The sequence below is a fragment of the Brevibacterium sp. BDJS002 genome, assembly GCF_028201555.1.
Classification (GTDB): Bacteria; Actinomycetota; Actinomycetes; order Actinomycetales; family Brevibacteriaceae; genus Brevibacterium; species Brevibacterium aurantiacum.
In genome coordinates this window covers 4,012,520-4,036,148 of sequence record NZ_CP116392.1, presented here as the reverse complement: position 1 = coordinate 4,036,148, position 23,629 = coordinate 4,012,520, and the positions used below count along the sequence as shown (strand labels likewise).

At 60.4% G+C, this 23,629-nt stretch carries 17 protein-coding genes, 4 rRNA genes, 2 pseudogenes and 1 other annotated feature; of the genes and pseudogenes, 12 read left to right on the top strand and 11 right to left on the bottom strand.

Annotated elements, in window-relative coordinates; genetic code table 11:
* Positions 1 to 42: 42 nt before the first annotated feature.
* Positions 43 to 474: a VOC family protein gene (locus tag PGC08_RS18610; RefSeq protein WP_271709134.1), complete on the top strand. Its 432-nt coding sequence runs from the start codon at positions 43 to 45 to the stop codon at positions 472 to 474.
* 30 nt (positions 475 to 504) lie between these two features.
* Here the strand turns inward: PGC08_RS18610 and recQ are convergent, their stop codons facing one another.
* Positions 505 to 2,340, bottom strand: a complete 1,836-nt coding sequence (recQ, locus tag PGC08_RS18605) for a DNA helicase RecQ (RefSeq protein ID WP_271709133.1) — start codon at positions 2,338 to 2,340, stop codon at positions 505 to 507.
* Between the two features lie 745 nt (positions 2,341 to 3,085).
* On the opposite strand from recQ, the gene PGC08_RS18600 reads away from it, so the two are divergent.
* The 3 genes from PGC08_RS18600 to rrf (PGC08_RS18590) all read left to right on the top strand — a co-directional run bounded on the left by PGC08_RS18600 (position 3,086) and on the right by rrf (PGC08_RS18590) (position 8,421).
* A 16S ribosomal RNA gene (locus tag PGC08_RS18600) occupies positions 3,086 to 4,619 on the top strand.
* Positions 4,620 to 5,029: 410 nt separating this feature from the next.
* Positions 5,030 to 8,145 (top strand): 23S ribosomal RNA (locus PGC08_RS18595).
* A gap of 157 nt (positions 8,146 to 8,302) precedes the next feature.
* Positions 8,303 to 8,421: ribosomal RNA gene (rrf, locus tag PGC08_RS18590) — 5S ribosomal RNA — on the top strand.
* The 16S, 23S and 5S rRNA genes sit together here, the layout of an rRNA operon.
* Before the next feature lie 97 nt (positions 8,422 to 8,518).
* Here rrf (PGC08_RS18590) and PGC08_RS18585 read toward each other — a convergent pair.
* A pseudogene (locus tag PGC08_RS18585) lies at positions 8,519 to 9,790 on the bottom strand (IS1634 family transposase); the annotation flags it as partial.
* 55 nt (positions 9,791 to 9,845) lie between these two features.
* On the opposite strand from PGC08_RS18585, the gene PGC08_RS18580 reads away from it, so the two are divergent.
* Complete coding sequence (locus tag PGC08_RS18580; RefSeq protein ID WP_009883477.1) at positions 9,846 to 10,157, top strand: transposase; 312 nt, start codon at positions 9,846 to 9,848, stop codon at positions 10,155 to 10,157.
* Positions 10,082 to 11,077 carry an IS3 family transposase gene (locus PGC08_RS18575; protein ID WP_125178023.1) on the top strand — a complete coding sequence of 332 codons (996 nt, stop codon included), beginning with the start codon at positions 10,082 to 10,084 and terminating at the stop codon, positions 11,075 to 11,077. Before PGC08_RS18580 ends, PGC08_RS18575 begins: the two co-directional genes overlap by 76 nt.
* Positions 10,118 to 10,246: a sequence feature (AL1L pseudoknot), on the top strand. (Overlaps the previous gene by 129 nt.)
* Positions 11,078 to 11,118: 41 nt before the next feature.
* Here the strand turns inward: PGC08_RS18575 and PGC08_RS18570 are convergent.
* Positions 11,119 to 11,436 (bottom strand): annotated as a pseudogene (locus PGC08_RS18570) (IS1634 family transposase); the annotation flags it as partial.
* A gap of 147 nt (positions 11,437 to 11,583) precedes the next feature.
* On the opposite strand from PGC08_RS18570, the gene rrf (PGC08_RS18565) reads away from it, so the two are divergent.
* Both rrf (PGC08_RS18565) and PGC08_RS18560 read left to right on the top strand, forming a co-directional pair.
* Positions 11,584 to 11,702 (top strand): 5S ribosomal RNA (rrf, locus tag PGC08_RS18565).
* A 304-nt stretch (positions 11,703 to 12,006) separates the two neighbouring features.
* The gene (locus tag PGC08_RS18560; RefSeq protein ID WP_271709131.1) at positions 12,007 to 12,435 is read left to right on the top strand and encodes a Rieske (2Fe-2S) protein; all 429 of its coding nucleotides are present in this window, start codon (positions 12,007 to 12,009) and stop codon (positions 12,433 to 12,435) included.
* Positions 12,436 to 12,532: 97 nt separating this feature from the next.
* Here the strand turns inward: PGC08_RS18560 and PGC08_RS18555 are convergent, their stop codons facing one another.
* From PGC08_RS18555 to PGC08_RS18540, 4 genes are all read right to left on the bottom strand, one after another.
* Positions 12,533 to 12,805: a hypothetical protein gene (locus PGC08_RS18555; protein ID WP_125178470.1), complete on the bottom strand. Its 273-nt coding sequence runs from the start codon at positions 12,803 to 12,805 to the stop codon at positions 12,533 to 12,535.
* Between the two features lie 88 nt (positions 12,806 to 12,893).
* The gene (locus PGC08_RS18550) at positions 12,894 to 13,271 is read right to left on the bottom strand and encodes a hypothetical protein (RefSeq protein ID WP_271709130.1); all 378 of its coding nucleotides are present in this window, start codon (positions 13,269 to 13,271) and stop codon (positions 12,894 to 12,896) included.
* Entirely contained in the window at positions 13,268 to 14,443 is a 1,176-nt protein-coding gene (locus PGC08_RS18545; RefSeq protein WP_271709129.1) for a serine hydrolase domain-containing protein, read from the bottom strand. The genes PGC08_RS18550 and PGC08_RS18545 overlap by 4 nt, the downstream gene beginning before the upstream one ends.
* A gap of 29 nt (positions 14,444 to 14,472) precedes the next feature.
* Positions 14,473 to 15,051: an ArsR/SmtB family transcription factor gene (locus tag PGC08_RS18540; protein ID WP_164513855.1), complete on the bottom strand. Its 579-nt coding sequence runs from the start codon at positions 15,049 to 15,051 to the stop codon at positions 14,473 to 14,475.
* A gap of 103 nt (positions 15,052 to 15,154) precedes the next feature.
* On the opposite strand from PGC08_RS18540, the gene PGC08_RS18535 reads away from it, so the two are divergent.
* Positions 15,155 to 15,928: an HdeD family acid-resistance protein gene (locus PGC08_RS18535; protein ID WP_271709128.1), complete on the top strand. Its 774-nt coding sequence runs from the start codon at positions 15,155 to 15,157 to the stop codon at positions 15,926 to 15,928.
* A 71-nt stretch (positions 15,929 to 15,999) separates the two neighbouring features.
* Positions 16,000 to 18,645 (top strand): trehalose-phosphatase, encoded by a 2,646-nt coding sequence (gene otsB / locus PGC08_RS18530; protein WP_271709127.1) that lies wholly within the window; start codon positions 16,000 to 16,002, stop codon positions 18,643 to 18,645.
* A 123-nt stretch (positions 18,646 to 18,768) separates the two neighbouring features.
* Here the strand turns inward: otsB and PGC08_RS18525 are convergent, their stop codons facing one another.
* Positions 18,769 to 19,221 (bottom strand): MaoC family dehydratase, encoded by a 453-nt coding sequence (locus PGC08_RS18525; protein ID WP_271709126.1) that lies wholly within the window; start codon positions 19,219 to 19,221, stop codon positions 18,769 to 18,771.
* A gap of 200 nt (positions 19,222 to 19,421) precedes the next feature.
* Here PGC08_RS18525 and PGC08_RS18520 point away from each other — a divergent pair, with 200 nt between their 5' ends.
* Positions 19,422 to 19,964 carry a DUF1990 family protein gene (locus PGC08_RS18520; RefSeq protein WP_271709125.1) on the top strand — a complete coding sequence of 181 codons (543 nt, stop codon included), beginning with the start codon at positions 19,422 to 19,424 and terminating at the stop codon, positions 19,962 to 19,964.
* Between the two features lie 240 nt (positions 19,965 to 20,204).
* On the opposite strand, the gene PGC08_RS18515 is transcribed toward PGC08_RS18520, so the two are convergent.
* Genes PGC08_RS18515 through PGC08_RS18505 form a run of 3 tightly spaced genes read right to left on the bottom strand, consistent with a single transcriptional unit; the run spans position 20,205 to position 23,219 of the window.
* Complete coding sequence (locus tag PGC08_RS18515; RefSeq protein WP_271709124.1) at positions 20,205 to 21,485, bottom strand: sensor histidine kinase; 1,281 nt, start codon at positions 21,483 to 21,485, stop codon at positions 20,205 to 20,207.
* A 4-nt stretch (positions 21,486 to 21,489) separates the two neighbouring features.
* The gene (locus PGC08_RS18510; RefSeq protein ID WP_271709123.1) at positions 21,490 to 22,506 is read right to left on the bottom strand and encodes a response regulator transcription factor; all 1,017 of its coding nucleotides are present in this window, start codon (positions 22,504 to 22,506) and stop codon (positions 21,490 to 21,492) included.
* Positions 22,506 to 23,219: a hypothetical protein gene (locus PGC08_RS18505; RefSeq protein ID WP_271709122.1), complete on the bottom strand. Its 714-nt coding sequence runs from the start codon at positions 23,217 to 23,219 to the stop codon at positions 22,506 to 22,508. The genes PGC08_RS18510 and PGC08_RS18505 overlap by 1 nt, the downstream gene beginning before the upstream one ends.
* 109 nt (positions 23,220 to 23,328) lie before the next feature.
* Here PGC08_RS18505 and PGC08_RS18500 point away from each other — a divergent pair, with 109 nt between their 5' ends.
* Positions 23,329 to 23,592, top strand: coding sequence for a hypothetical protein (locus tag PGC08_RS18500; protein WP_271709121.1), 264 nt, complete (start codon positions 23,329 to 23,331; stop codon positions 23,590 to 23,592).
* Positions 23,593 to 23,629 lie beyond the last annotated feature (37 nt).

The following is a 23,629-nucleotide window of genomic DNA, read 5'->3' as shown; positions in this document are numbered from 1 at the left end:
ATATTGAGCCCATTGCTGGACACCAGCTGCGAGGGAGCAGTCATGACCCAGATCTTCGTCAACTACCCGACCACCGATCTCAATCGATCAAAAGAGTTCTACGCCAATCTAGGCGCCGAGGTTGTTCCCGAGTTCACCGATGAGAACGCCGCCTGTCTCAAATGGGACGAAGGCATCTTCTTCATGATTCTGACGCGGGAGTACCTGGGGACGTTTACCGACAAGCCGATCGCCGATCCGCATTCGACCGCACAGGTGCTCACCGCTCTGAGTCGGGATTCCCGTGATGACGTTGACGCCACACGAGCGAAGATTCTCGACGCCGGCGGATCGGAGAACAAAGAGCCGCAGGACTTCGGATTCATGTACTCGATCAGCATGGCCGACCCAGACGGCAACATCATCGAGTTCATGTGGTTGGATCCCGCTGCAGTGGAACAAGGACCCGAGGCATTCGCCGCAGGTCAGGAATGAGCGACTGGGCCCACGATCAGTGGGTCAAGTTCAGGCGGCGCTGGACTCAAGGACCTCGAGGACGCCGGGACCATAGCGGTCGAGCTTCTTCAGACCCACGCCACTGACCTGGCCCAGCTCGCCGATGGTGCTCGGTTTGGCCTCGACGATTCCGTACAAGGTGGCATCGGGGAACACGACATAGGCGGGGACCCCTTGTTCCTTCGCCTGCTCGGCACGCCAAGCACGCAGAGCCTCGAACAGGGCTGTGTCTGCGGTGCCGAGTTCGACCTCGGGGCCACCTCGGCGCTTGGCCGCTGCCTTCTTCGATCCGGATTTCTTCACGGGATCCACGCGCAGTGAGATCTCGACCTCGCTGCGCAGGACGGGTCCGGCGGCCTCGCCGACGACGAGGACACCGTAGTCGCCATGCGATTCGAGCAGACCGCGGGCAAGAACCTGGCGAACCACGGTCTTCCATTGGGTTTCACTGAGATCGCTGCCGACGCCCCAAACACTGAGGCTCTCATGGTCGGCGGAGCGGGACCGCTCATTGTCGTTGCCGCGCAGCACATCGATGACCTGTCCAGAGCCGAATTTCTGGCCGCGTTCTCGGTCGAGGCGGATGACTGCCGACAGCAGTTTCTGCACGGCCACTGTTGCGTCCCAGGTCACCGGGGGAGTGATGCAGGTGTCGCAGTTGCCGCAGGGTTCGGATTCCTCATCGAAGTAGCGCAGGAGCTGCACGCGTCGGCAGTCGACGGTTTCGCACAGAGCCAGCATCGAATCAAGGTGCGACATCGCTCGGCGTTGGTAGGTTCGATCGCCGTCTCCGGATTCGATGAGGCGACGTTGGGAGACGACATCGCCGAGGCCGTAGACCATCCACGCGTCAGCGGGCAGTCCGTCACGTCCGGCACGGCCGGTCTCCTGGTAGTAGCCCTCCACACTGCGCGGCAGGTCGAGGTGGGCGACGAAGCGGACATCGGGTTTGTCGATGCCCATGCCGAAGGCGATCGTCGCGACCATGACCAGACCGTCCTCGCGGAGGAACCGTGCCTGGTGCTCGGCACGCACTTCAGAGGGCAGGCCCGCGTGATAGGGCAGAGCGTTGATCCCCCGGGCCACGAGAGCGTCGGTGAGCTGTTCGACACCGCGGCGGGACAGGCAGTAGACGATGCCGGAGTCGCCGGGGTGTTCTGTGGTGATGAAGCTGATGAGCTGGGAGCGACCGGATTGCTTCGGTTCGATGCGGTAGGTGATGTTGGGCCGGTCGAAGCTGGCGACGAAATGCTGGGCCTCGCCGAGGTGAAGACGATCAGTGAGCTCTGCGTGGGTGGCAGGTGTGGCCGTGGCAGTCAACGCAATGCGCGGCACATCGGGGAAGCGTTCGGCCAGCACTCCCAGGCCGAGGTAGTCGCTGCGGAAATCATGGCCCCACTGAGATACGCAGTGAGCCTCATCGATCGCGAACAGTGCGACCTGGGCTCGTTCGAGCAGAGACATTGTGCGCGGCAGGACTAGGCGCTCCGGTGCCAGGTAGAGCAGATCCAGCTCGCCGGCCAGGAGTGCGCGTTCGACGTTCTGCGCCTCCTCGAAGTCGAGTGTCGAGTTGAGGTATGCCGCCCTGACACCCAGATTCTCCAGTGCGGCGACCTGATCGGCCATGAGCGCGATGAGTGGTGAGATGACGACGCCTGTCCCGGGCCTGACGAGACTTGGAATCTGATAGCAGAGGGACTTTCCTCCACCGGTGGGCATGAGGACGACCGCGTCTCCACCACCGACGATCTGATCGACGACCGCTTGCTGCTGGCCCCGGAATTCGTCATAGCCGAAGACATCATGGAGGACGTCGAGCGGAGAGGTTGTGGGAGCCGAAGTCATGAGACCAAGGCTAGTGGACGGCCCTGACTTGGCCGAACCTACCTAGCCCAGTGCACAGTGTTGCGCCATGAGCCGGTGCAGAGAGGTCTGCAATAAGAGGGACGCAGCGGCACACTGAGGCAGTCCCACAACGAGAGGGTCGCACCGGCAGAGCCACCGGATACTGGGCAACTCCTATGGCTCGGAGGGTTCAACGTCTAGCAACGAGACCGGCCTGCGGATCCAAGGGCCGGAGCCCTGCGGAATAGAGGGGTCCGGGCGGGGGAATTTCGGCCAATCCAAGGGGTGTGGTGGGCGTCACGATCAGATTTCCGGTTTCGAGTTGCACGCAGAGGCTGGCCTGGTCTAGAGTTGTATCTCGTTGCCCCGCAGAAAACGAACTCTTCGAGAACAGTTTTCACCGGGTGTGACCAGCACAAACACAGTTTGTCTGGTCCACACGGAAAATGTTGGTGGCAGCCAACAATTGAAACTGACACCCCCAGTGAACACGCCCCAATAATTGGGTCTGTGGTGATGGGTGAGTGTTTGTGGTTTGAGAATCCAATAGCGTGTTTGTTTGAACAAATAGTGATGCCAGAAACATTAAGTATTTCTGGTAAGACAATCACATGTTCACACATTTGTGGCCTCCCCTCGCCGGGTGGTCACGCCAGCATGTGTGGACATGATTAATTGGTCAGCCTCGGTCACCCCGTGATCGTTGGTTGGCTGTCTTGCTGGGATTCATTCGTAACATAATTTTTTTATGGAGAGTTTGATCCTGGCTCAGGACGAACGCTGGCTGCGTGCTTAACACATGCAAGTCGAACGCTGAAGCCCTGGTGCTTGCACCGGGGTGGATGAGTGGCGAACGGGTGAGTAACACGTGAGTAACCTGCCCCCGACTTCGGGATAAGCCCGGGAAACTGGGTCTAATACCGGATATGACCATGACTCGCATGTGTGATGGTGGAAAGTTTTTTCGGTTGGGGATGGGCTCGCGGCCTATCAGTTTGTTGGTGAGGTAATGGCTCACCAAGACGACGACGGGTAGCCGGCCTGAGAGGGCGACCGGCCACACTGGGACTGAGACACGGCCCAGACTCCTACGGGAGGCAGCAGTGGGGAATATTGCACAATGGGGGAAACCCTGATGCAGCGACGCAGCGTGCGGGATGACGGCCTTCGGGTTGTAAACCGCTTTCAGCAGGGAAGAAGCCTTTCGGGGTGACGGTACCTGCAGAAGAAGTACCGGCTAACTACGTGCCAGCAGCCGCGGTAATACGTAGGGTACAAGCGTTGTCCGGAATTATTGGGCGTAAAGAGCTCGTAGGTGGTTGGTCACGTCTGCTGTGGAAACGCAACGCTTAACGTTGCGCGTGCAGTGGGTACGGGCTGACTAGAGTGCAGTAGGGGAGTCTGGAATTCCTGGTGTAGCGGTGAAATGCGCAGATATCAGGAGGAACACCGGTGGCGAAGGCGGGACTCTGGGCTGTAACTGACACTGAGGAGCGAAAGCATGGGGAGCGAACAGGATTAGATACCCTGGTAGTCCATGCCGTAAACGTTGGGCACTAGGTGTGGGGGACATTCCACGTTCTCCGCGCCGTAGCTAACGCATTAAGTGCCCCGCCTGGGGAGTACGGTCGCAAGGCTAAAACTCAAAGGAATTGACGGGGGCCCGCACAAGCGGCGGAGCATGCGGATTAATTCGATGCAACGCGAAGAACCTTACCAAGGCTTGACATACACCAGACCGTTCTGGAAACAGTTCCTCCCCTTTGGGGTTGGTGTACAGGTGGTGCATGGTTGTCGTCAGCTCGTGTCGTGAGATGTTGGGTTAAGTCCCGCAACGAGCGCAACCCTCGTTCTATGTTGCCAGCACGTGATGGTGGGAACTCATAGGAGACTGCCGGGGTCAACTCGGAGGAAGGTGGGGATGACGTCAAATCATCATGCCCTTTATGTCTTGGGCTTCACGCATGCTACAATGGCTGGTACAGAGAGATGCGAGACCGCGAGGTTTTAGCGAATCCCTTAAAGCCAGTCTCAGTTCGGATCGTAGTCTGCAATTCGACTACGTGAAGTCGGAGTCGCTAGTAATCGCAGATCAGCAACGCTGCGGTGAATACGTTCCCGGGCCTTGTACACACCGCCCGTCAAGTCACGAAAGTCGGTAACACCCGAAGCCGGTGGCCCAACCCTTGTGGAGGGGGCCGTCTAAGGTGGGACTGGTGATTGGGACTAAGTCGTAACAAGGTAGCCGTACCGGAAGGTGCGGCTGGATCACCTCCTTTCTAAGGAGCACACATAAGAACCCCAACGTGTCACCCGTACGTGGTGCCGGTTGGGAGCTCAAGGGTGGAACATCATTATTTTCGCTCAACCCGCACAGCGTCGTTAAGGTTCATGCCTTGTCGACGGTGTGATGATGGTGGGCTAGAACGAACACGTTATTGGGTCCTGGAATCACAAACCAACCAGCAATGGTTGGGTGTGGTTTCAACCAACAGGACCAACCCGTCCAGACCAGCAGCCTTCGGTTGTGTGGGTGTGGGTGGTGTTTGGTAGTGGTTTGAGAATCGTATAGTGGACGCGAGCATCAACAGCCCGAACTTTGTTTGGGTTGTTATGTAATGTGATTTTTCTTGTGAAATCTTAGTGTGAAATTTTCGCACACACATTTTGCAACCAAATTTTTTGGGTGTGATGAGTGTGTAAGAGCGCATGGTGGATGCCTTGGCATCAGGAGCCGATGAAGGACGTGGAAATCTGCGATAAGCCTCGGGGAGCCGATAAACGGGCTGTGATCCGAGGGTGTCCGAATGGGGAAACCCCGCCACATGAGAGTGTGGTGACCCGCATCTGAATATATAGGGTGTGTGGAGGGAACGCGGGGAAGTGAAACATCTCAGTACCCGTAGGAAGAGAAAATAAAACATGATTCCGGGAGTAGTGGCGAGCGAAACTGGATCAGCCTAAACCGTGTGCGTGTCAAACGTGCTGGTGTTGCGTATGCGGTGTTGTGGGGAATGCGTGTTCGGTCCAGCATGACCGAGTCGTTGATGTGTGCTGCGTGTAGTCGAAGCTGGTGGGAAACAGTACCGGAGTGGGTGAGAGTCCCGTAGACGAAACATGTGGCCCCGACGATATGTGTTTGCCCGAGTAGCACGATACTCGTGGAATGTCGTGTGAATCTGCCAGGACCACCTGGTAAGGCTAAATACTTCCTGATGACCGATAGCGGATAGTACCGTGAGGGAATGGTGAAAAGTACCCCGGGAGGGGAGTGAAATAGTACCTGAAACCATGTGCTTACAATCCGTCAGAGCCTCCTTGTTGGGGTGATGGCGTGCCTTTTGAAGAATGAGCCTGCGAGTTAGCGGTGCGTGGCGAGGTTAACCCGAGAGGGGTAGTCGTAGCGAAAGCGAGTCCGAATAGGGCGTTTGAGTCGCGTGTCCTAGACCCGAAGCGGAGTGATCTAGCCATGGGCAGGGTGAAGCGTGTGTAAGAGCGCGTGGAGGCCCGCACCCACTTCAGTTGAAAATGGAGGGGATGACCTGTGGTTAGGGGTGAAAGGCCAATCAAACTCTGTGATAGCTGGTTCTCCCCGAAATGCATTTAGGTGCAGCGTTGCGTGGTTCTTGCCGGAGGTAGAGCTACTGGATGGCTGATGGGCCCCACCGGGTTACTGACGTCAACTAAACTCCGAATGCCGGTAAGGTTCAGCGTGGCAGTGAGACAGTGGGGGATAAGCTTCATTGTCGAGAGGGAAACAGCCCAGACCATCAACTAAGGCCCCTAAGCGTGTGCTAAGTGGGAAAGGATGTTCAGTTGCGAAGACAACCAGGAGGTTGGCTTAGAAGCAGCCATCCTTGAAAGAGTGCGTAATAGCTCACTGGTCAAGTGATTGAGCGCCGATAATGTAGCGGGGCTAAGTACACCGCCGAAGTTGTGGCAGCACCCCTTATAGCCGTAATGGTGGGGTGTTGGGTAGGGGAGCGTCGTGCTGGCAGTGAAGTCGCCGTGTGAACGAGTGGTGGAGCCGGTACGAGTGAGAATGCAGGCATGAGTAGCGAAAGACGGGTGAGAAACCCGTCCACCGGATGACCAAGGGTTCCAGGGCTAGGCTAATCCGCCCTGGGTAAGTCGGGACCTAAGGCGAGGCCGACAGGCGTAGTCGATGGACAACCAGTTGATATTCTGGTACCGACGCATAACCGTCAATACCAAAACACACGATACTAACCTCGGTGTTCTTCCGTGATGCCTTCGGGTGTCTGGTTGAAGGATTCTGTGGGACCTGAGTGTGGAGTCGGTAAGCGCGAGGTGTGACGCAGGAAGGTAGCCAGGCCACGCGATGGTAGTCGTGGTCTAAGGTCGTAGCATGTGGGGGTAGGTAAATCCGTCCCCACTCATAGTGTGAGAGCTGATGGGCGCCCCACTTGTGGTGGGGTGATCTGGTGATCCTATGCTGCCGAGAAAAGCATCGGCGTGAGGTTGTGTGTTGCCCGTACCCTATAACCGACACAGGTGGTCAGGTAGAGAATACTAAGGTGATCGAGAGAATCGTGGTTAAGGAACTCGGCAAAATGCCCCCGTAACTTCGGGAGAAGGGGGACCATCCTGGTGAAGCCAACTTGCTTGGTGATGTGCTGGTGGTGGTCGCAGAGGCCAGAGAGAAGCGACTGTTTATTAAAAACACAGGTCCGTGCGAAGATGTAAGTCGATGTATACGGACTGACGCCTGCCCGGTGCTGGAAGGTTAAGAGGACTCGTTAACCCCGTTAGGGGTGAAGCGGAGAATTTAAGCCCCAGTAAACGGCGGTGGTAACTATAACCATCCTAAGGTAGCGAAATTCCTTGTCGGGTAAGTTCCGACCTGCACGAATGGCGTAACGACTTCTCTGCTGTCTCAACCACGAACTCGGCGAAATTGCATTACGAGTAAAGATGCTCGTTACGCGCAGCAGGACGGAAAGACCCCGAGACCTTCACTATAGTTTGGTATTGGGATTCGGTGTGGTTTGTGTAGGATAGGTGGGAGACTGTGAAACTATCACGCTAGTGGTGGTGGAGTCGTCAAGTGAAATACCACTCTGACTATTCTGGATTTCTTAACTTCGGACCCTGATCGGGTTCAGGGACAGTGCCTGATGGGTAGTTTAACTGGGGCGGTTGCCTCCTAAAGAGTAACGGAGGCGCCCAAAGGTTCCCTCAGCCTGGTTGGCAATCAGGTGTCGAGTGTAAGTGCACAAGGGAGCTTGACTGTGAGACGGACGTGTCGAGCAGGAGCGAAAGCTGGGACTAGTGACCCGGCCATGGCTTGTGGAAGCGTGGTCGCTCAACGGATAAAAGGTACCTCGGGGATAACAGGCTGATCTTGCCCAAGAGTCCATATCGACGGCATGGTTTGGCACCTCGATGTCGGCTCGTCGCATCCTGGGGCTGTAGTCGGTCCCAAGGGTTGGGCTGTTCGCCCATTAAAGCGGTACGCGAGCTGGGTTTAGAACGTCGTGAGACAGTTCGGTCCCTATCCGCTGCGTGCGTAGGAAATTTGTGGAGGCCTGTCCTTAGTACGAGAGGACCGGGACGGACGAACCTCTGGTGTGCCAGTTGTACCGCCAGGTGCATGGCTGGTTGGCTACGTTCGGGAAGGATAACCGCTGAAAGCATCTAAGCGGGAAGCCTGCTTCGAGATGAGATTTCCAACCCATTAAGTTGGGGTGAGGTGTCCTATAGATTATGGGTTTGATAGGCCGGGTATGGAAGCACTGTGAGGTGTGGAGTTGACTGGTACTAATACGCCGATCACTCATCAACCCATTTGTTTGGTTGGTGTGTGCGTGTTTCACGCTATGGGTTTTACGAGATATTAACGAGTCACATTGTGTGTGGTGTTCGCGTTCGCTGTACGGTTCTTGGACCGCTACTACACTCTTGAGTCTTTTTGATTCGGGTGGTGGTGGTTTGTTGGTTTTGCGGTGGTGATAGTGGTGGGGAAACGCCCGGTTAACCGTTCCGATCCCGGTAGCTAAGCCCATTCGCGCTGATGGTACTGCAACTTGGTGGTTGTGGGAGAGTAGGTGACTGCCGCAATATTCTTTAAGAGTGAAGGCCACTCCCTTTGTGGGGGTGGCCTTCACTTGTTTGTGGTGGTGTGGATTTCGGCCCTTTTGACCTGAGTTCCACAACTTTAGTGCCCCGGAAAACGTCCCGGCAGTAGCGCCGCAGCGATGTCTCTAGCCAGCCCGGTCACCTCGGGATCGAACGTGATTTCCTGCCCGCCCACACGCCCAGTGAACTCTCGCAACGGCCGAAGAGTCGTCACGATCTTCTTCAACGACGCTCCAGTCGCATCCTGCATGAAACGGGCAAGGGCCAACGCCGTGAACACGATAGTCAGGTGCGCTTCGATCGCGTCCCTGGTTCGGTGAAATATTGGTCGGGCACGTAGGTCGGTCTTCGACATCCGAAACGACTGCTCGACATGCCAGAGGTCGTGATAACTACTGATCACCTCGGCTGCGGACATAATGTCAGCCGGGATATTGCTGACGTAACCCTTATAGCCTGAAAGCTTCATCGCTCGCTTGTACGAGGACTCGTCGAATTCCTTATCCTCATCGGTGACCTTGACGAATCGGGCCTTCTTCGCGGGCTTCTCGCCCTCGATGATCGCCAATGCCCTGTTCCTCTGCAGATTCAGTGTCTGCTCATCACGCATCGCCCGCTTCCGCCGGTACTGCCAGACCACTCGCCACGCATCCGGAAACTCCTCAGCCGACCAGACTGGTTCTCGCTTCTTCTTCACTCGGTCAGGGTCGAGGCGTTTGGTCCCTTTCGGGGTGATCGTGTCGATGACCTGCCCATCAGCGGCCCAGTCCCCGTTCCACTGAAAGTGCGTCGCCAGATCATGCGGGGCCTTCGTTTGCCGGGATCCGACGATGAACCGTAGTCCAGCCTGATCCAGTTCAGTAAGGTTCTTGGCTGAGAGCATGCCGGCATCAGCGGCGACGACCATGTCGGTGACACCGTGCCGGTCTTGGAAGGCCTTGATGACAGGGATGATCGTGTGAGTCTCTGCTTTGGATCCTTCGTAGCAGCCGATCTCGAGTGGGAACCCGGTCCGGTCGACGAGGAGACCAACAACGATCTGCGGGTCAACACGACGTTCCTTCGAGTATCCAACTTTCCGCAGGTCGTCTTCCTTCTCAGCTTCGAAATACAAGGTCGTGACGTCATACAGAAGAAGGCTGATTCCCGACGTGGACACACTGTGGTCGAAGCATTTCCCAGCGATCTGTGACCGGTAGTCACGGTCCCTTGCCCGGGCGAGGCAATTGAGGAACGTATTGTGGTGGGGCGGATTGATGCCGAGCTCGGCAAGGACACGAATGCTGTCGGCCTTCGACGTCGGTTCGATCAAGCGAGCTAACACGAGGTGGAAGAAGGCTTGGTCATCGACGTGAATCGCCCCGGGGATAATAGAGGCAGGGAGATTGGAAGAAGGAGATTCTCTCATGCCAGTGAAGTACACCGACGAGCTCAAGGCTCGTGCCGTCGAGCTCGTCATCCATGCTCAAGCGGATCCGAACACCGCAAACGGAGCGATTGCCCGTGTAGCCAAAGAGCTCGGGGTGAGCAAGGAAGCGCTGCGGGTGTGGGTGCGTAAGCACAAAGACTCGGGCACAGCGACGCCGGCGGACTCCGTTGATCTTGAGGCTGAGAACCGTAGGTTGCGGGCTGAGTTGGCTGAATCGAAACGGGCAAACGAGATTCTTCGCCGTGCCTCGGCTTTCTTCGCGGCGGAGCTCGACCGCCCATCAAAGTAATCGTCACCTTCATCGACGATCATCGCGACGAGTTCGGAGTCGAGCCAATCGTGCGCGCCCTGAAGAGGACGGCGGCACGGATTGCTGTGAGCTCGTATTACGCGTTCAAGAAGCGTCAGCCATCGGCTAGGGCCCGTCGGGATCAGGCGCTGATGGTGGTGATCCAGGACGTCTATGAGGCGAACTACTCCTGCTACGGGGTGCGGAAGATGTGGAAGGCGATCAACCGCGAGTACACCGATCGGTTCGGGCATGTTGCTCGGTGCACGGTGGAGCGGTTGATGCGCCAGTTGGGCATCGACGGGATCCGGCGGAAGCGGAAGCGTCCGAAGACGGCTTCGGCTAGGGCTGAGGAGTGTCCGGATGATCTTGTCGAGCGTGAGTTCGCAGCACCGGCACCCAATTGTCTATGGGTCGCTGACATCACCTATGTTCCGACGTCTGCTGGGTGGGTGTACACGACGTTCATCCTTGATGTGTTCCACCGGGAGATCGTCGGCTGGCAGGTGACGAACCATATGCGGGAGTCTCTGGCCAGGGACGCTCTGACGATGGCTCTGGCGGCGAAATATAGGGGTGGTGAAGATGTCTCCGGGCTTGTCCACCACAGCGACCGCGGCGTTCAATTCCGATCGATTCGCTACGGCGAGACCCTGGCGGAATCCGAGGTCGTGGCGTCGGTGGGGTCACGTGGAGACTCGTACGACAATGCCATGGCCGAGGCTCTGAACTCGGTCTACAAGGCAGAGTTGATTGACCGGAAGGTGTGGTCGGGGTTGATCGAGGTGATGGCGGAGACGTCGAAGTGGGTGGCCTGGTACAACCAGACACGGTTGCATTCAGCGATTGACTACCGCCCGCCGTTCGAGGTCCATTCGGAATGGATCAACCAGTCCGCGATTGAACCCGCGGCTGCTTAGGAAACCAAGAAAAGGAGCCTCTACGAAACCCGGTGCTTGACAACGACCTCACTGAAGCCCAGCCGGTTCCAGGACTCGGTGATCGCATCGACGAGCACAGCAGAGCGTGAACCTACGACGGTTTTGGTATGCGGTGTGACGTCGGGGTCAGCGGGCAGTCCCAGCTCGAGTTCGAGTTGCTCGGCCGCCCCGTAGGACGCGAGTTTGTCTTCTCCAGCGGTGAGCAACGCGGTCAGTTCTGCCGGTGTGTGAGCAGAGCCCAGGTGTTCGAGGACGGTGACTTTGCCGCGGACCTTGCGCACAATCTGGACGGCCGTGGCTCCTGATCCGGTAGTAACTTTCCGCAAGCGAGGCGACATGAACCCATCGTAGACAGACCATTAGTGTCCCACAAACACTCCTCCCGAACCTATGACCAGCACGAATACTTCGAGATTCGGCGAATCGTCGCTCAGTTGTGGAACTCAGGAGTCTTTTTGATTCGGGTGGTGGTGGTTTGTTGGTTTTGCGGTGGTGATAGTGGTGGGGAAACGCCCGGTTAACCGTTCCGATCCCGGTAGCTAAGCCCATTCGCGCTGATGGTACTGCAACTTGGTGGTTGTGGGAGAGTAGGTGACTGCCGCAATATTCTTTAAGAGTGAAGGCCACTCCCTTTGTGGGGGTGGCCTTCACTTGTTTGTGGTGGTGTGGATTTCGGCCCTTTTGACGGGGTGGGGTCCGCACCACCACTTTTTGCATTCACGACCGTGAGATATTCCGTTGATCGGGCGTTGCTGCCGGACCCGGCATCGCTGCTGGCGACGTCCCACGGGACAGGCTGACTCTGAGTGAATGGATATAGGAGAGTCAGTGCTTCGCGTTACCCTGGAAGCCGAACAGTCCTACGGATTCTGCACTGTTCACGTATGCACAGGAGGCTGAGGAGCACAGTGGAAACCAACAGACGCACGATCATGAAATCCGCCGGCATGGTCGGCTCCGCAGCTGTCGTCGGTTCGTCGGTGGCGTTGACCTCGGCGTGCGGGTCCGAGGACTCGTCCGAGACACCGACAAGTGGTTCAGCAGAAGATGCCAGCGTCGCAGCGGGAGACGTTCCCGTCGGTTCTGGAACCGTCATTGACGAAACGTATGTGGTCACCCAGCCGAAGGAAGGTGAGTTCCACGCGTTCTCCTCTGTCTGCACTCATCAGGGCTGCCAGGTCCGTACGATCACCGAAGACAAGATCACCTGCCCCTGCCATTCTTCACAGTTCTCGACGTCCACCGGTGAGGTCCTCGCTGGCCCTGCGACCGATCCATTGCCGAAATTTTCTGTCACCGACTCTGACGGGACGTTGACGATCTCAGGATCCTCCTGACGTCTCAGGTCGGTCGCAGCAACCAGTCGTTTGGCTGCACGTGGAGGAAAATAGTCGACCGGCAGGCTGTACTTGAGCATGCCCTCGATTGACGGTTCTATTCGTTGCCGTTGCCGTCTCGGTTTGCGTTGTCCTCGCCCTCGCCCTCGCCGTTGCTTCCGCGAGTGGTGTCGGTGGTCCGTGGCTCGGCCGGACCGTCGCCACGCAGGATCCAATAGATCCCCATCCCCATGGCGAAGCCGAAGATGGCGAACGGGATCACCAACCCAGGCTCTGTGGTCAGTCCCGCGATAACACCGATGACGGCGCCGATGGCGGCGTATATCCACAATCGCGGGAGACGACGACCTTCTTTAGGCAATGGGCTCATACAACGAAACTAGTTCGATGCCAGCTCCCGTAGGTCGCCGACACATGAAGCTCAGGTGAAATGCGACCGTCGCGTGCCATCGGCAGTCTCAACCCAGCATGAACCCGGGAATCACCAGCGCACCCGCAGCAGCCGCCGTCATCACGCTCGATACTCCGAGGCTGGTCACCTCTGACCGTTTGGCCGCTGCACCATTGGCGACCCAGGGAAGTTGCGACCAAGCCCTCGCTGCCAGATACACGCCGAAGACGTACCCGCCGAGGCAGAGCATCCAGACGTAGATGAACCAAGATGTCCAACCACCGTAGTCTGCAATCAATCGGACAAGCAGAAGCATGGCGAGAGCAACGAGGACATTGCTCAGCAGCACGGTCCGGGTGAGAGCTCGAGAAGCCTTGATCGCAGAGAAAGCACCCCAGACGATGACGATCGCACATGCGATCTGAGAGAAGAGTTCTGGATTCATGAGTGCGCTCCTGCCTGATCGCCGTGTACCTGCGCAGAGTGCCGGGTTGCCACCGAGGCTTCACTTGTTGAGATCACGTCGGCGGCATCGTCAACGGAGATTGCCGACTCGGCGAGGACGATGATCCCCTGCGACGTCTTCGGATCGAAACCGAGGAACGAGCGGTACCCGCCCGTGCCGCCGTTGTGCCAGGTGAGATTGGGACTGCGATCCTTCGTGGTGAGCCACGCCCAGCCGATTCGATCCGATTCGTCGTAAGCCTCACGCGGCTGGACTGCACTCGCACCTGGGGCGGACCCGTCCATCGTCGCGCGCAGCCAGATGCTCATGTCGTGGGCAGTTGATCTGATGGCACCCGAGGGCGCAGTCCCGCCCAGCGTCCATGGCGCTGCAGGCAATCCGGACGCCGTGTAGCCATGCGAGAGTCCCTCCGCCGATCCGGGCACGTAGGTGTCCGTCATTCCCAAGGGCTCCGTAATCCGGTCCCTGACGAGATCGCCGTAGCTGGAGTCCGTGACCGTCGCGAGTGCTTGTCCGAGGATCCCGAATGCGAAGTTCGAGTACTCCGGCTCCTGCTCACCCACGTCGACGTCCTTGAGCGAGTCGACGAGGTCCGTCGCAGTCCCGCGATAAGGGTCGGTGTGGATATAGCTCGATAGGAATGTCGCCAGGCCATCACCGAAACTCAATGACGGTTCCTGAGCGGGCAGTCCTGAGCGCTGCGTGGCGATCGATGCCAGAGTCACCTCGGCGACCTCACCGTCGAGTTCGGGCCAGACCTCGCCGAGGTTGGTCTCCTCGTCGATCTCTCCGCGTTCGATCGCATCGGCGAAGAGCGCCGCGGTGATGGTCTTCGTGATCGATCCGATTTCGAACTCCGAATCCTCGTCGGCACCGACTCCTCCCCAGGTGACGTCATCGCCATGAATCTTCGCGGCTGCCACATGGTGCCAGTGCCCGCTATCGAGGGCGTTCTCGACCTGACTGACCAGTGCGGCATCGCCAGTGGTCTCGCCCTGGAACCCACGTGGAAACGGAGTGATGAGCAGAAGCAGGACACCCGCGATCGCGGCAGCGAGCACCGCGATCCATGTCCGCTGAGCCCGCGGCTCTTCTGAGGCCGAGCGTGGACGAGGTTTGTTGGAGTTCGCGGCGGCGGAAGCGGTGTTCATGGGGGCTCCTGAGTGAGTGTCAGTGAGTGTCAGTGAGTGCCGATGAGGATGAGGGTGAGGAGGGGAACGATCTTCTGGCCAGGTACGCGCCAGTGGCCTCGGCGCGAGTTCTCGAGCCAGCCTGCCCCGGCCAGGGCGTGGATGTGGTGGTAGATCTGGCCGGTCGTGCCGAATCGCTCGTCCTCGCCGAGCTGGGCGACGGTAGTCGTCCCCTCATAGATGGCCTGCAGGAGTTCGAGGCGGACCGGGTGGCCCAGTGCTGCCAGGGCGGGGGCAGCCTCGGCGAAATTGAGGTCATTGATCGCTGCCGACGGCAGCCCCATCTGCCAGGACACCGGAGATTCCCCACCCGGGGGAGTGGTATGTCCGGTGTAGACGACTCCACCCTCGTCTCCCGCTCGATCGATGAGGCCGTTCAGCGCCCAGAAGGTGTCGTCATCAGCGGTCGGGTTCGTGCTCTTCGTGCCATTCGGCGCCCGATCGGACTCAGCCTCGGCGGCCGGTGCAGTCGTGGGAACGGCATTCTCCAGCTCGGCGATCTTGCGCTCGAGCTCGGCCACGCGCTCCTCGACCGTGCGTGCGGATTGACCCTTCGACGACGAACTCATAAGCCCAGAATACACAAAGTACGTAATTACGTAAATACATGAGGAGGTTGTGTCCAGGCCAACACCAGACAGACTCAGGTGAGAGACCTAAACTGGTGTCGTGATGAGTACCGACGAACCGCGCACCGAGTCCACGCAACCGCGACCCGAGGCATTGCCTCAGGCCATCTCCGAGTCGAAGGCACTCGGTGCTCCGATGGTCGTCCGCGGAATCCTCGGCGTCGCCTTCGGCTTCGCGACGGTCTTCTGGCCACGCGATGCCGCCAGCCCCAAGCACCTGTCGATGGGCGTCGACATCGTCGACATCCTCTCCATCAGCTACCTGGTGCTGTTCGCGCTGGTGCTCGTCTACCAGGGACTGCGTTCGCCGATGAACGTGCGCACCGCGGTCTACGGCCAGGCGATCATCACGGTCCCCGCGATCGTGTTCCTGTTCCTCGCCGAGCAGCCGGCGGAACTGCGCGCAGCCATGAGCATCTGGGCACTGCTGCACGGTCTCCTCGAACTGTGGAACTACCGCCAGCTCAAGTCTCACCCCATGGCATCGGACTTCCTCATCGCCGCGGCCTGCCACGTGCTGCTCGGCGTGATCCTCATGTTCGGCGACGGCTTCGGTGCACTGTGGATCCTCGGGTTCACCGGCGTGGCCACGCTCATCGCCGGAGTCATCTTCATCATCGGCGGCTACTCGCGCATCAGCAAGGCCAAGCAGGTTGCGGCCGGCAACGAGACATTCGTCGATGGCCTCCCCGCAGTCGAGACTCACGATCCAGCTGCCCCCGACGCACCAGACACACCCGACGCACCAGACACACCCGACGCACCAGACACACCCGACGCACCAGACACACCCGACACTCCCGACGACAAGAACTGACACTCGCCGCGCAGCCGCCGAAGACCACGTCATCCGACGCCCCCAGCCGAACTCGAGAAGACCGAGGTGAGATGAGCACCGTCGAGCACGACTACGAGAATCTTTCCCCACTGACTCCCATCGCCGCCTCCGTCAGCTCCTCGGGCCTCCTGGGCGACCTGGCCGAAGCCAGTCGCGAACTCTCCCCGGAGCTCTTCCGCCGACTCTTCGAAGTCTCCCGTTCACCCTCACTCCTCATCGCTACCGACTACGACGGCACCATCGCGCCGATCGTCGACCTCCCCGGCCAGGCCTTCCCGCTGGACTCCTCGGTCGACTCACTGCGCGCGCTCGCTCTGCTCCCGTCCACCTCGGCGGGGGTGATCTCCGGTCGCAGCCTCCGCGATCTCGCGGCGATGTCACGGCTGCCCCGGGAGGTCCACCTCTTCGGCTCCCACGGCGGAGAGACGGACACCGTCGCCATCGACAGCCTCGATCCGGAGCAGCGCACGGCTCTCGACGGCCTCCGGCGAGACCTGTTCCAGTCGCTGCCGACCACGATCATCGAACACAAGACCACCGGCGCGGCTGTTCACCTGCGTGGGCTCGACGAGGCGGAACGCCACAAGGTCGAATTCGCGGTGGATGAACTCGTCGACACTCACGCGATCTTCCCGACTCGGGGCAAGCAGGTCATCGACCTCTCGGTCGTCCCCTCTTCGAAGGCCGAGGCACTGCAGCGTCTTCGGGAGCAGACCGGGGCAGAGGTGGTCGTGTTCATCGGCGATGACACCGCGGACGAGTTCGCCCTCGAAACGCTGGGGGAGGCTGACCTGGGGCTCAAGGTGGGTCGCGACCCTGCAGAGACGCACGCGGACTTCCCAATCAGTTCCCCGGAGGAGGTCTCCGTCGTCCTCGCCGCGATCTACGAGCTGCGCAAATCCTGGCTGTTCGGCAGACGCGCGACCCCGATCCATCGGCACAGTCTGCTGGGCAACGGGCAGTCGACGGCACTGGTCGACCCTTTCGGCAGCATCTGCTGGATGCCGCACCCGCTGCCGCACTCCTCGTCGATGTTCTCCGAAATCCTCGGCGCCGAGGCTGCCGGATTCTTTGCCGTCGACACCGAAGCCGGCACCGCCCCGCTGACACAGCGCTACCTCACCCACTCCACACTTCTGGAGACCCGCTGGCCGGGCCTGAACTGCATCGACTACCTCGCCCCGGTCGACGCCAACAGCGACGACACCATCGTCGTGCGCGTGCTCACCGGCGACACCGCCGCCCGGATCCGCTTCGCCCCACGACTGGACTACGCCACCGTTCCGACGCGCATGATCCGCACCCACGACGGCGTGCAGCTGCTCGGCACCTCCGAGCCCATCTCCCTGATCGCGCCCGGTCTCGACTTCGAGATCAGCGAGACCGGACAGTCACACACCGCCGAGGCGGTTGTCGTGCCCTCTGACATGCCGGGTGGCGTCGTGGTCCTCGTTCTGGCCTGCGGCACCGGCACCGGCGATGCCCGCTACATGGCCACCGGCGGAGAGCACCATGTGCGCGAGCGCGCCCTGAACTTCTGGACCAACTGGGTCGACACCCTCAGCATCCCCAGCCACCACCGTGAAGAGGTCATCCGCTCGGCGGTGACCCTGCGCGCCCTGTGCCATGAACCGACCGGAGGGGTGCTCGCGGCACCGACGACCTCCCTGCCCGAGGGCATCGGCGGCGTGCGCAACTGGGACTACCGCTACACCTGGCTGCGTGACGGATCGATGACCGTGCGCGCGCTGCTGTCCCTCGGGTCCACCGGTGAAGCCGAAGGATTCCTGTCCTGGCTGACGGGAATCCTGGCCCGTACAGTGTCCCCCGAGCAGCTTCACCCGCTCTACGCCGTCGACGGTTCCGCACTGACCACCGAGGCGGTGCTGGCCCACCTGCCCGGATACGCGGGATCCCGTCCGGTTCGGGTTGGCAACGCGGCTGAACACCAGGTCCAGCTCGACGTCTTCGGCCCGGTCACCGAGCTCCTCAACGAACTCAGCGAGCACCTCGGCGATCTTCCGGATTCGTATTGGACACTGACGTGTCAGATGGTCGAAGCCGTGAGTAAACGGTGGTTCGAAGCCGATCATGGGATCTGGGAGGCCAGACGTCCGCCGAAGCACAACGTCTATACGCGTGTGATGTGCTGGGTGACGGTCGATCGGGCGCTGCAGATCGCCGAGCGCTTCGGCCGCGAACTTCCCGGTGCCTGGCGGCAGCTGCGCGAGAAGATCGCCCACGATGTGCTTGAGAACGGGTACAACGAAGAGGTCGGGGCCTTCACCGTTGCCTACGGTGAGACCGACCTCGACTCGGCGTGCCTGTTCGTGGGGCTCTCTGGTCTGCTGCCGGCCGACGACCCGCGCTTCGTCTCGACCGTCGATGCCATCGAGCGCGAGCTGCGAGCGGGTCCGACGGTCTTCCGCTACCGCTACGACGACGGGCTGCCCGGTCTTGAGGGCGGCTTCCACATCTGCACGACCTGGCTCATCGAGGCCTTCATCAAGGTCGGACGCATCGACGACGCCTGGGACCTGTTCCGTCAGCTGGACAACCTGCTGGGGCCCACCGGACTGCTGGCCGAGGAATACGACCCGGTCGCGGAGATGCACCTGGGCAATCACCCGCAAGCATACTCTCACCTGGGCTACATCCGCGTCGCCCAGATGCTCGACGCCTACCGTCCGAGCTGAGCACGGCATACGGCAACCGGCAACCAGCAGCCGGCAGCCGAGAAACGGGGCGAGTGTCAATACACGGTTGCACGATTGTGTTTCTCGACACGTAACCCGTGCCTCGGCGCAGGTGGCGTAGCCTCACTCGACGAGGAGGGTGACCACCTCGGCGATGCAGGCGGGGCGCTCTTGGCCTTCGATCTCGATGACGTGTTTGAGGATGACCTGGGTGCCCTTGTCCCCGGGGATGACCTCGTTGACGCTGACGGTGCCGCGCAGGCGCGAACCCACCGGCACGGGCTGTGCGAAGCGGACCTTGTTCAGCCCGTAGTTGACGCGGATGGACACACCTTCGATGGTGAAGATCTCGCTGGAGAACTTCGGGATCAGAGACAAGGTGAAGAAGCCGTGGACGATCGTCGCTCCGTAGGGGCCTTCTGCCGCGCGCTCCTCGTCGATGTGGATCCACTGGTGATCGTCGGTGACATCGGCGAAGGTGCTGATCGCGGTCTGGTCGATCGTCGTCCACTCGGACGAGCCCAACTCGGTGCCGACGAGCGAGGTGATCTCATCGATTCCATTGAGTGTGCGCATTCTTGGTTCTCCTTTGATCCGTGACGGTCGTGCGTGATGGTCGTCAGCAGCGAGCATCTTGCGTGTTCTGAGCGGACATTCGATTGAAGGAATGTCGGTACTTGGCACCTTACTTGTTCGCCTCGAACTTGGCACCGGTGCGTCCGGGATTCGGTAACGGCACGGCGCTGATGTGTCCGGAATTCGGTTAGGTTGGTGGCATGGAACCACTGACTCAGCCGCTCTCACCCCGGTGGGTCGACCGGCCGGCAGACTACCGACACTTCGAATCAGCCTACTTCGTCGGTCATGGCCGCGAGACTTTCGACCGCTGCGCGGAGGAGCTCCTGCATTGGGAGGTGAAGATCCGCAGCGGATTCGACATCGGTGCGCAGGCTTCGGAGGACGACACGGGATCCTTGAGCGCAGGCACAGGCACAGGCACAGGCACCCAGCGGGTTCGCGCCGGACAGGAGCCGACGATCTTCGTGCGACTCGGGCCGTTCCGCCTGCCGGAGCCGGCACGCGTCATCGAGGTCTTCGAGTCCGACACACGACGTGGCTTCACCTACGGGACGAAACCCGGGCACCCGATCACCGGCGAGGAGTCATTCATCCTCATCCACGCAGACGATGATCGAGTCTTCCTCGTGCTGCGCTCCGTCTCACGAGCGGGAATGGGGATCTGGCGCCTCGGCGAACCCTTCGTCCGCCTCGCCCAGATCATCTACCGCAGGCGCTACTCCCGCGCACTGCGAGGATGAGGACCGCGATTCCCGCGGAGACGAGGCCCACGCGGCCTGGGCAACCGCCACTGTGCGTACCGTCATTGTTGGCTCGCGTTCGAAATTTCCCACGAAATCGCACGCAACTCCACAATGACGCAACTGCGCAACTCCACAATCACGCAACTGCGCAACCACGCACCGACTGCTGCCTTCCAGAAGCTGTCCAACAGTGGCCAATCGGTGCCGTGGGCCATGCGAAGCGGCCCTGCTGAAACCTCAGTCAGATTCGAGATACTGCTGGAGTGCTGAGTCCTGTGCCTCGGGCTCCGGGAAGATCGCCTCGGTGCGTGCACCACCGGTGATCGGATCATTGCTGAAGATCAGGCGAATGCCCAGCAGTCGGGCCTGCCCTTGTGCGATGACGAGTCCCAGGCCCATTCCGCCGCCACCGGCGGAGACGAAGCGGGTCGGCCCGGTGTTGACGATGTCGGGTGGGTAGCCGGAACCGGAGTCGGTGATCGTGATGCTCCGGGTGTTCGTCTCCAGGCGGATCGGGTCCCCGCCGTGCTTGATCGCGTTGACGAGCAGGTTGGTGATGATGCGTTCGAACCGCCGGACATCGGTGACCAGCGTCGAATTCAGAGCCGCGTACTGGGTGTCGATTTCGTGGCCGCCCAGAGCACCGGAGGCCGTCATCGTGCCCAGCAGCGACTGGACCGTCTGGTCGATGTTGACGCGGGTGAACTCGGGGTTCGCGCGACCCGCATCGAGGCGCGAGACTTCGAGCAGGTCTTCGACGAGAACCTGCATGCGCTTCACCCGGTCCTTGACGAGCTCGGCAGGACGCGAATCCTCTTCGAGCAGGTTGGCCGCGTTGACGAGGCCGGTCAGCGGAGTCCGCATCTCGTGCGCCAGGTCCGCAGTGAAGCGCTGCTCGGAGTCGATGCGCTCAGTCAGTCGTGTCACGGCTGTGTCGACCGCCGAGGCGAAGGCCGCGACCTCCTGGTCCGTGTCGTCGACGACATCGGCGATCCTGATGCTCGTATCTCCGGCCGCGATCTTCCGCGCGGCCTGGGCGCCCAGAGTCAGCCTGCGTGAGATGCGACCAGCCACGAGGGAGCCGACGCCGCCGACGACCAGCGAGGAGCCGATCATTCCCACCAGCAGAGCCTGGTCGATGCGGCCGATGAGCTCCTGGCTGTCCTTGGTCGAAGCGCGCACGGAGATCACCTCGGTGTAGGTGCCGACCTCGATCGGGGCGGCCGCCCACACGATCTCGTCACCATCAACCTCGGAGCGCATCGTCACGCTTTGGCCTTTGAGAGCCTGGGCGCGTGCATCCTTGGGCAGTGCAGGGTCATCGATGCGGGCGTTGAGGGTGAGCACTCCGGTTTCGGAGAAGATGGCGACGGAGTTCGCGAGCTGCTCGGTCACGGTTGAGCGCATGCGGTCGTCCTCGGCACGGGCCGCGGACTGGCGCAGCACGATGGAGCAGGAGAGCACGGCGATGATGACCGAGGCAACGATGAGAAGGGAGATCTTCCAGCGCAGTGACATGGGATCAGCCCGCGAAGCGGTATCCGAATCCGCGGACGGTCTCGATCATGTTGGCGCCGATCTTCTTCCGCAGGCGCTGGATGTGGACGTCGACGACACGGGAGTCGCCGGCCCATTCATAGCCCCAGACTGTGAATGCGATCTTCTCACGGGAGTAGACGTGCTCGGGCTGTTCGGTCAGGAGCAGAAGGACTCGCAGCTCGGTGGGGGTGAGGTGGACTTCCTCGCCGTCGATCTCCACGGTCAGGCGACCGGTGTCGAGGACCAGGGAACCCAGCCGCGTCCGGAACGGGCCGAGCTCGCGGTCGGAATCGGCGCTGCCGTTGTTGTTCGCGCCCGTGACCTTGTAGCCGCCCTGGCTGGAGCTCGACTGCATGGCCGGTGAGCTGTCAGGGCGGGGAGGGACGGTGACATCGCCGCCGATCATCTGCTCGTTGCCGCTGTCGTTCATGTCCCCCGAAGTGAATTTTCCGCCCGCGCCCAGGAACGTGTCATCGGACTCGAGCTGGGCCTTGAGGCGTTCGCGGGTGTCCATGCCTGGGCTGGCTCCGAGCACCTCGGGGATTCCGTCCCCGGTGATCATGCCGCCGGGGCCGATCACGGTTTCGTGTTCCTCGTCCATCTCTGTGGTCGGGGAGTAGCCGAGTTTGTCGGTGCCGGTGGTGATGAAGCGGCGGACGACGGCGCGGATGCGGGCATTGAGCACCTGCATGTCGAAAGGCTTGGTGAGATAGTCGTCGGCTCCGGCTTCGAGCGCCTGGACGATGTCGATCGCATCCGAGCGTGCGGAGATGATGATGATGGGAATGGTGGACCGCTCACGCACGGCCCGGCAGATGGATGCGCCGTTCATTGTGGGCAGCATGAGGTCAAGGAGCAGAACGTCGGCACCATGTGCAGCGACGAACTCGTACCCCTCACGACCGTCGGCGAATGCCGACACCGTGTAATCGAACCGTTCCAGGCCGATCTGGGTTGTCTCCCGGATGACCTCGTCATCCTCAACCAGAACAATATGCATTACGTTTCTCCATTAAGCCGCGTGAAGCGTTGACCCGGTTCAAACCTACCTTCATGCAGGCGAAAGACCTGCACCGACCAACCCGAAGGGCAGCAGGCTTTGTCACCGTCGGCGAACATCGCCTCCTGCACTACCAGTGTCCCATTCTTACCTGGGGTGAGTTTCAGCTGGTTGCCGGTGGCGATCAGTTCAAGGCGTGGTTCGCCGTCCTTTTCGCTGATGACGGCGCCCGCAACGATCTCACTCTTCTGCTGCGGATTGGCAACGGTGACGAGTTGGAATCTCTTATCGTCACTGAGGAAGGGTGTTGAGAATTTGAGACATTCCTTGCAGTCGGCGACGACCTGCGCAGACTCCGTCGCCTTCCCCGTCACTGCGACTCCCGAAGCGTTCACGATGAGCCTGCGGATCTCCTTGAGCGAGAAGGGGTCGTCGGGTGGACCCGAATCTTTGTTGGCAGGTTCGAACATTGAGGGGGATGTCTCACCTTCAGGTTCGACCCGCAAACCCCTGTCCGGACCGCATGCGGTCATGCCCGCCAGCGTGAGCGTCGCAAGGACGGTTGCGATCACTGTTGTGCAGATCGTGCGCGGGCGCGACTTCTGACCAGGGGTGACCTGGTTCGGGCTGAGCGCGCGCGACACCTCATCAGAGGGGCGCCGAATGGGGTTGGGCACGTAGACATTTTTGCTTGTTCTGCTCGGGTAGTCCACCTGAGCCCCGTTTCGGTTGAATCAGGAACGGTCGATTGCTCACCTCGCCTCCGGGCTGCCGAACGACCTCGGTGCACCGATTCTCAGCTGAGGTCGGTACGCTGGGGGCATGACAGCATCGAAGTCTGAGAAAAAGTCCACCAGCACCGTGTCCTACAAGGATGCGTTCAAAGTGGGGCTCGTCTGCGGCGTCGTCGTTCTGATCCTGTCGATCATCGTCACCCGCGCCTGGCAGGACGTGACCGCGTTCGGATTCGCCTTCATCTATGCCGGTGCCGCGTTCGTCCTGGTCAGCGCCTGCGCCTGTATTCTCAATTGGGTGATGCGCAATGACACCCAGAATGACGATCAGACCTACCCGATCCTCAAATGAGCACAGCGGTCCTCCCGTATCCCTTGCCAGCAGACCC

What these genes read in the sequence shown, in the direction of transcription:
- PGC08_RS18610 (WP_271709134.1), top strand. Translation starts at nt 43, where the DNA reads ATGACCCAGATCTTCGTCAACTACCCGACCACCGATCTCAATCGATCA.
- recQ (WP_271709133.1), bottom strand. Translation starts at nt 2,340, where the DNA reads ATGACTTCGGCTCCCACAACCTCTCCGCTCGACGTCCTCCATGATGTC.
- PGC08_RS18580 (WP_009883477.1), top strand. Translation starts at nt 9,846, where the DNA reads ATGCCAGTGAAGTACACCGACGAGCTCAAGGCTCGTGCCGTCGAGCTC.
- PGC08_RS18555 (WP_125178470.1), bottom strand. Translation starts at nt 12,805, where the DNA reads ATGAGCCCATTGCCTAAAGAAGGTCGTCGTCTCCCGCGATTGTGGATA.
- PGC08_RS18550 (WP_271709130.1), bottom strand. Translation starts at nt 13,271, where the DNA reads ATGAATCCAGAACTCTTCTCTCAGATCGCATGTGCGATCGTCATCGTC.
- PGC08_RS18545 (WP_271709129.1), bottom strand. Translation starts at nt 14,443, where the DNA reads ATGAACACCGCTTCCGCCGCCGCGAACTCCAACAAACCTCGTCCACGC.
- PGC08_RS18540 (WP_164513855.1), bottom strand. Translation starts at nt 15,051, where the DNA reads ATGAGTTCGTCGTCGAAGGGTCAATCCGCACGCACGGTCGAGGAGCGC.
- PGC08_RS18535 (WP_271709128.1), top strand. Translation starts at nt 15,155, where the DNA reads ATGAGTACCGACGAACCGCGCACCGAGTCCACGCAACCGCGACCCGAG.
- otsB (WP_271709127.1), top strand. Translation starts at nt 16,000, where the DNA reads ATGAGCACCGTCGAGCACGACTACGAGAATCTTTCCCCACTGACTCCC.
- PGC08_RS18525 (WP_271709126.1), bottom strand. Translation starts at nt 19,221, where the DNA reads ATGCGCACACTCAATGGAATCGATGAGATCACCTCGCTCGTCGGCACC.
- PGC08_RS18520 (WP_271709125.1), top strand. Translation starts at nt 19,422, where the DNA reads ATGGAACCACTGACTCAGCCGCTCTCACCCCGGTGGGTCGACCGGCCG.
- PGC08_RS18515 (WP_271709124.1), bottom strand. Translation starts at nt 21,485, where the DNA reads ATGTCACTGCGCTGGAAGATCTCCCTTCTCATCGTTGCCTCGGTCATC.
- PGC08_RS18510 (WP_271709123.1), bottom strand. Translation starts at nt 22,506, where the DNA reads ATGCATATTGTTCTGGTTGAGGATGACGAGGTCATCCGGGAGACAACC.
- PGC08_RS18500 (WP_271709121.1), top strand. Translation starts at nt 23,329, where the DNA reads ATGACAGCATCGAAGTCTGAGAAAAAGTCCACCAGCACCGTGTCCTAC.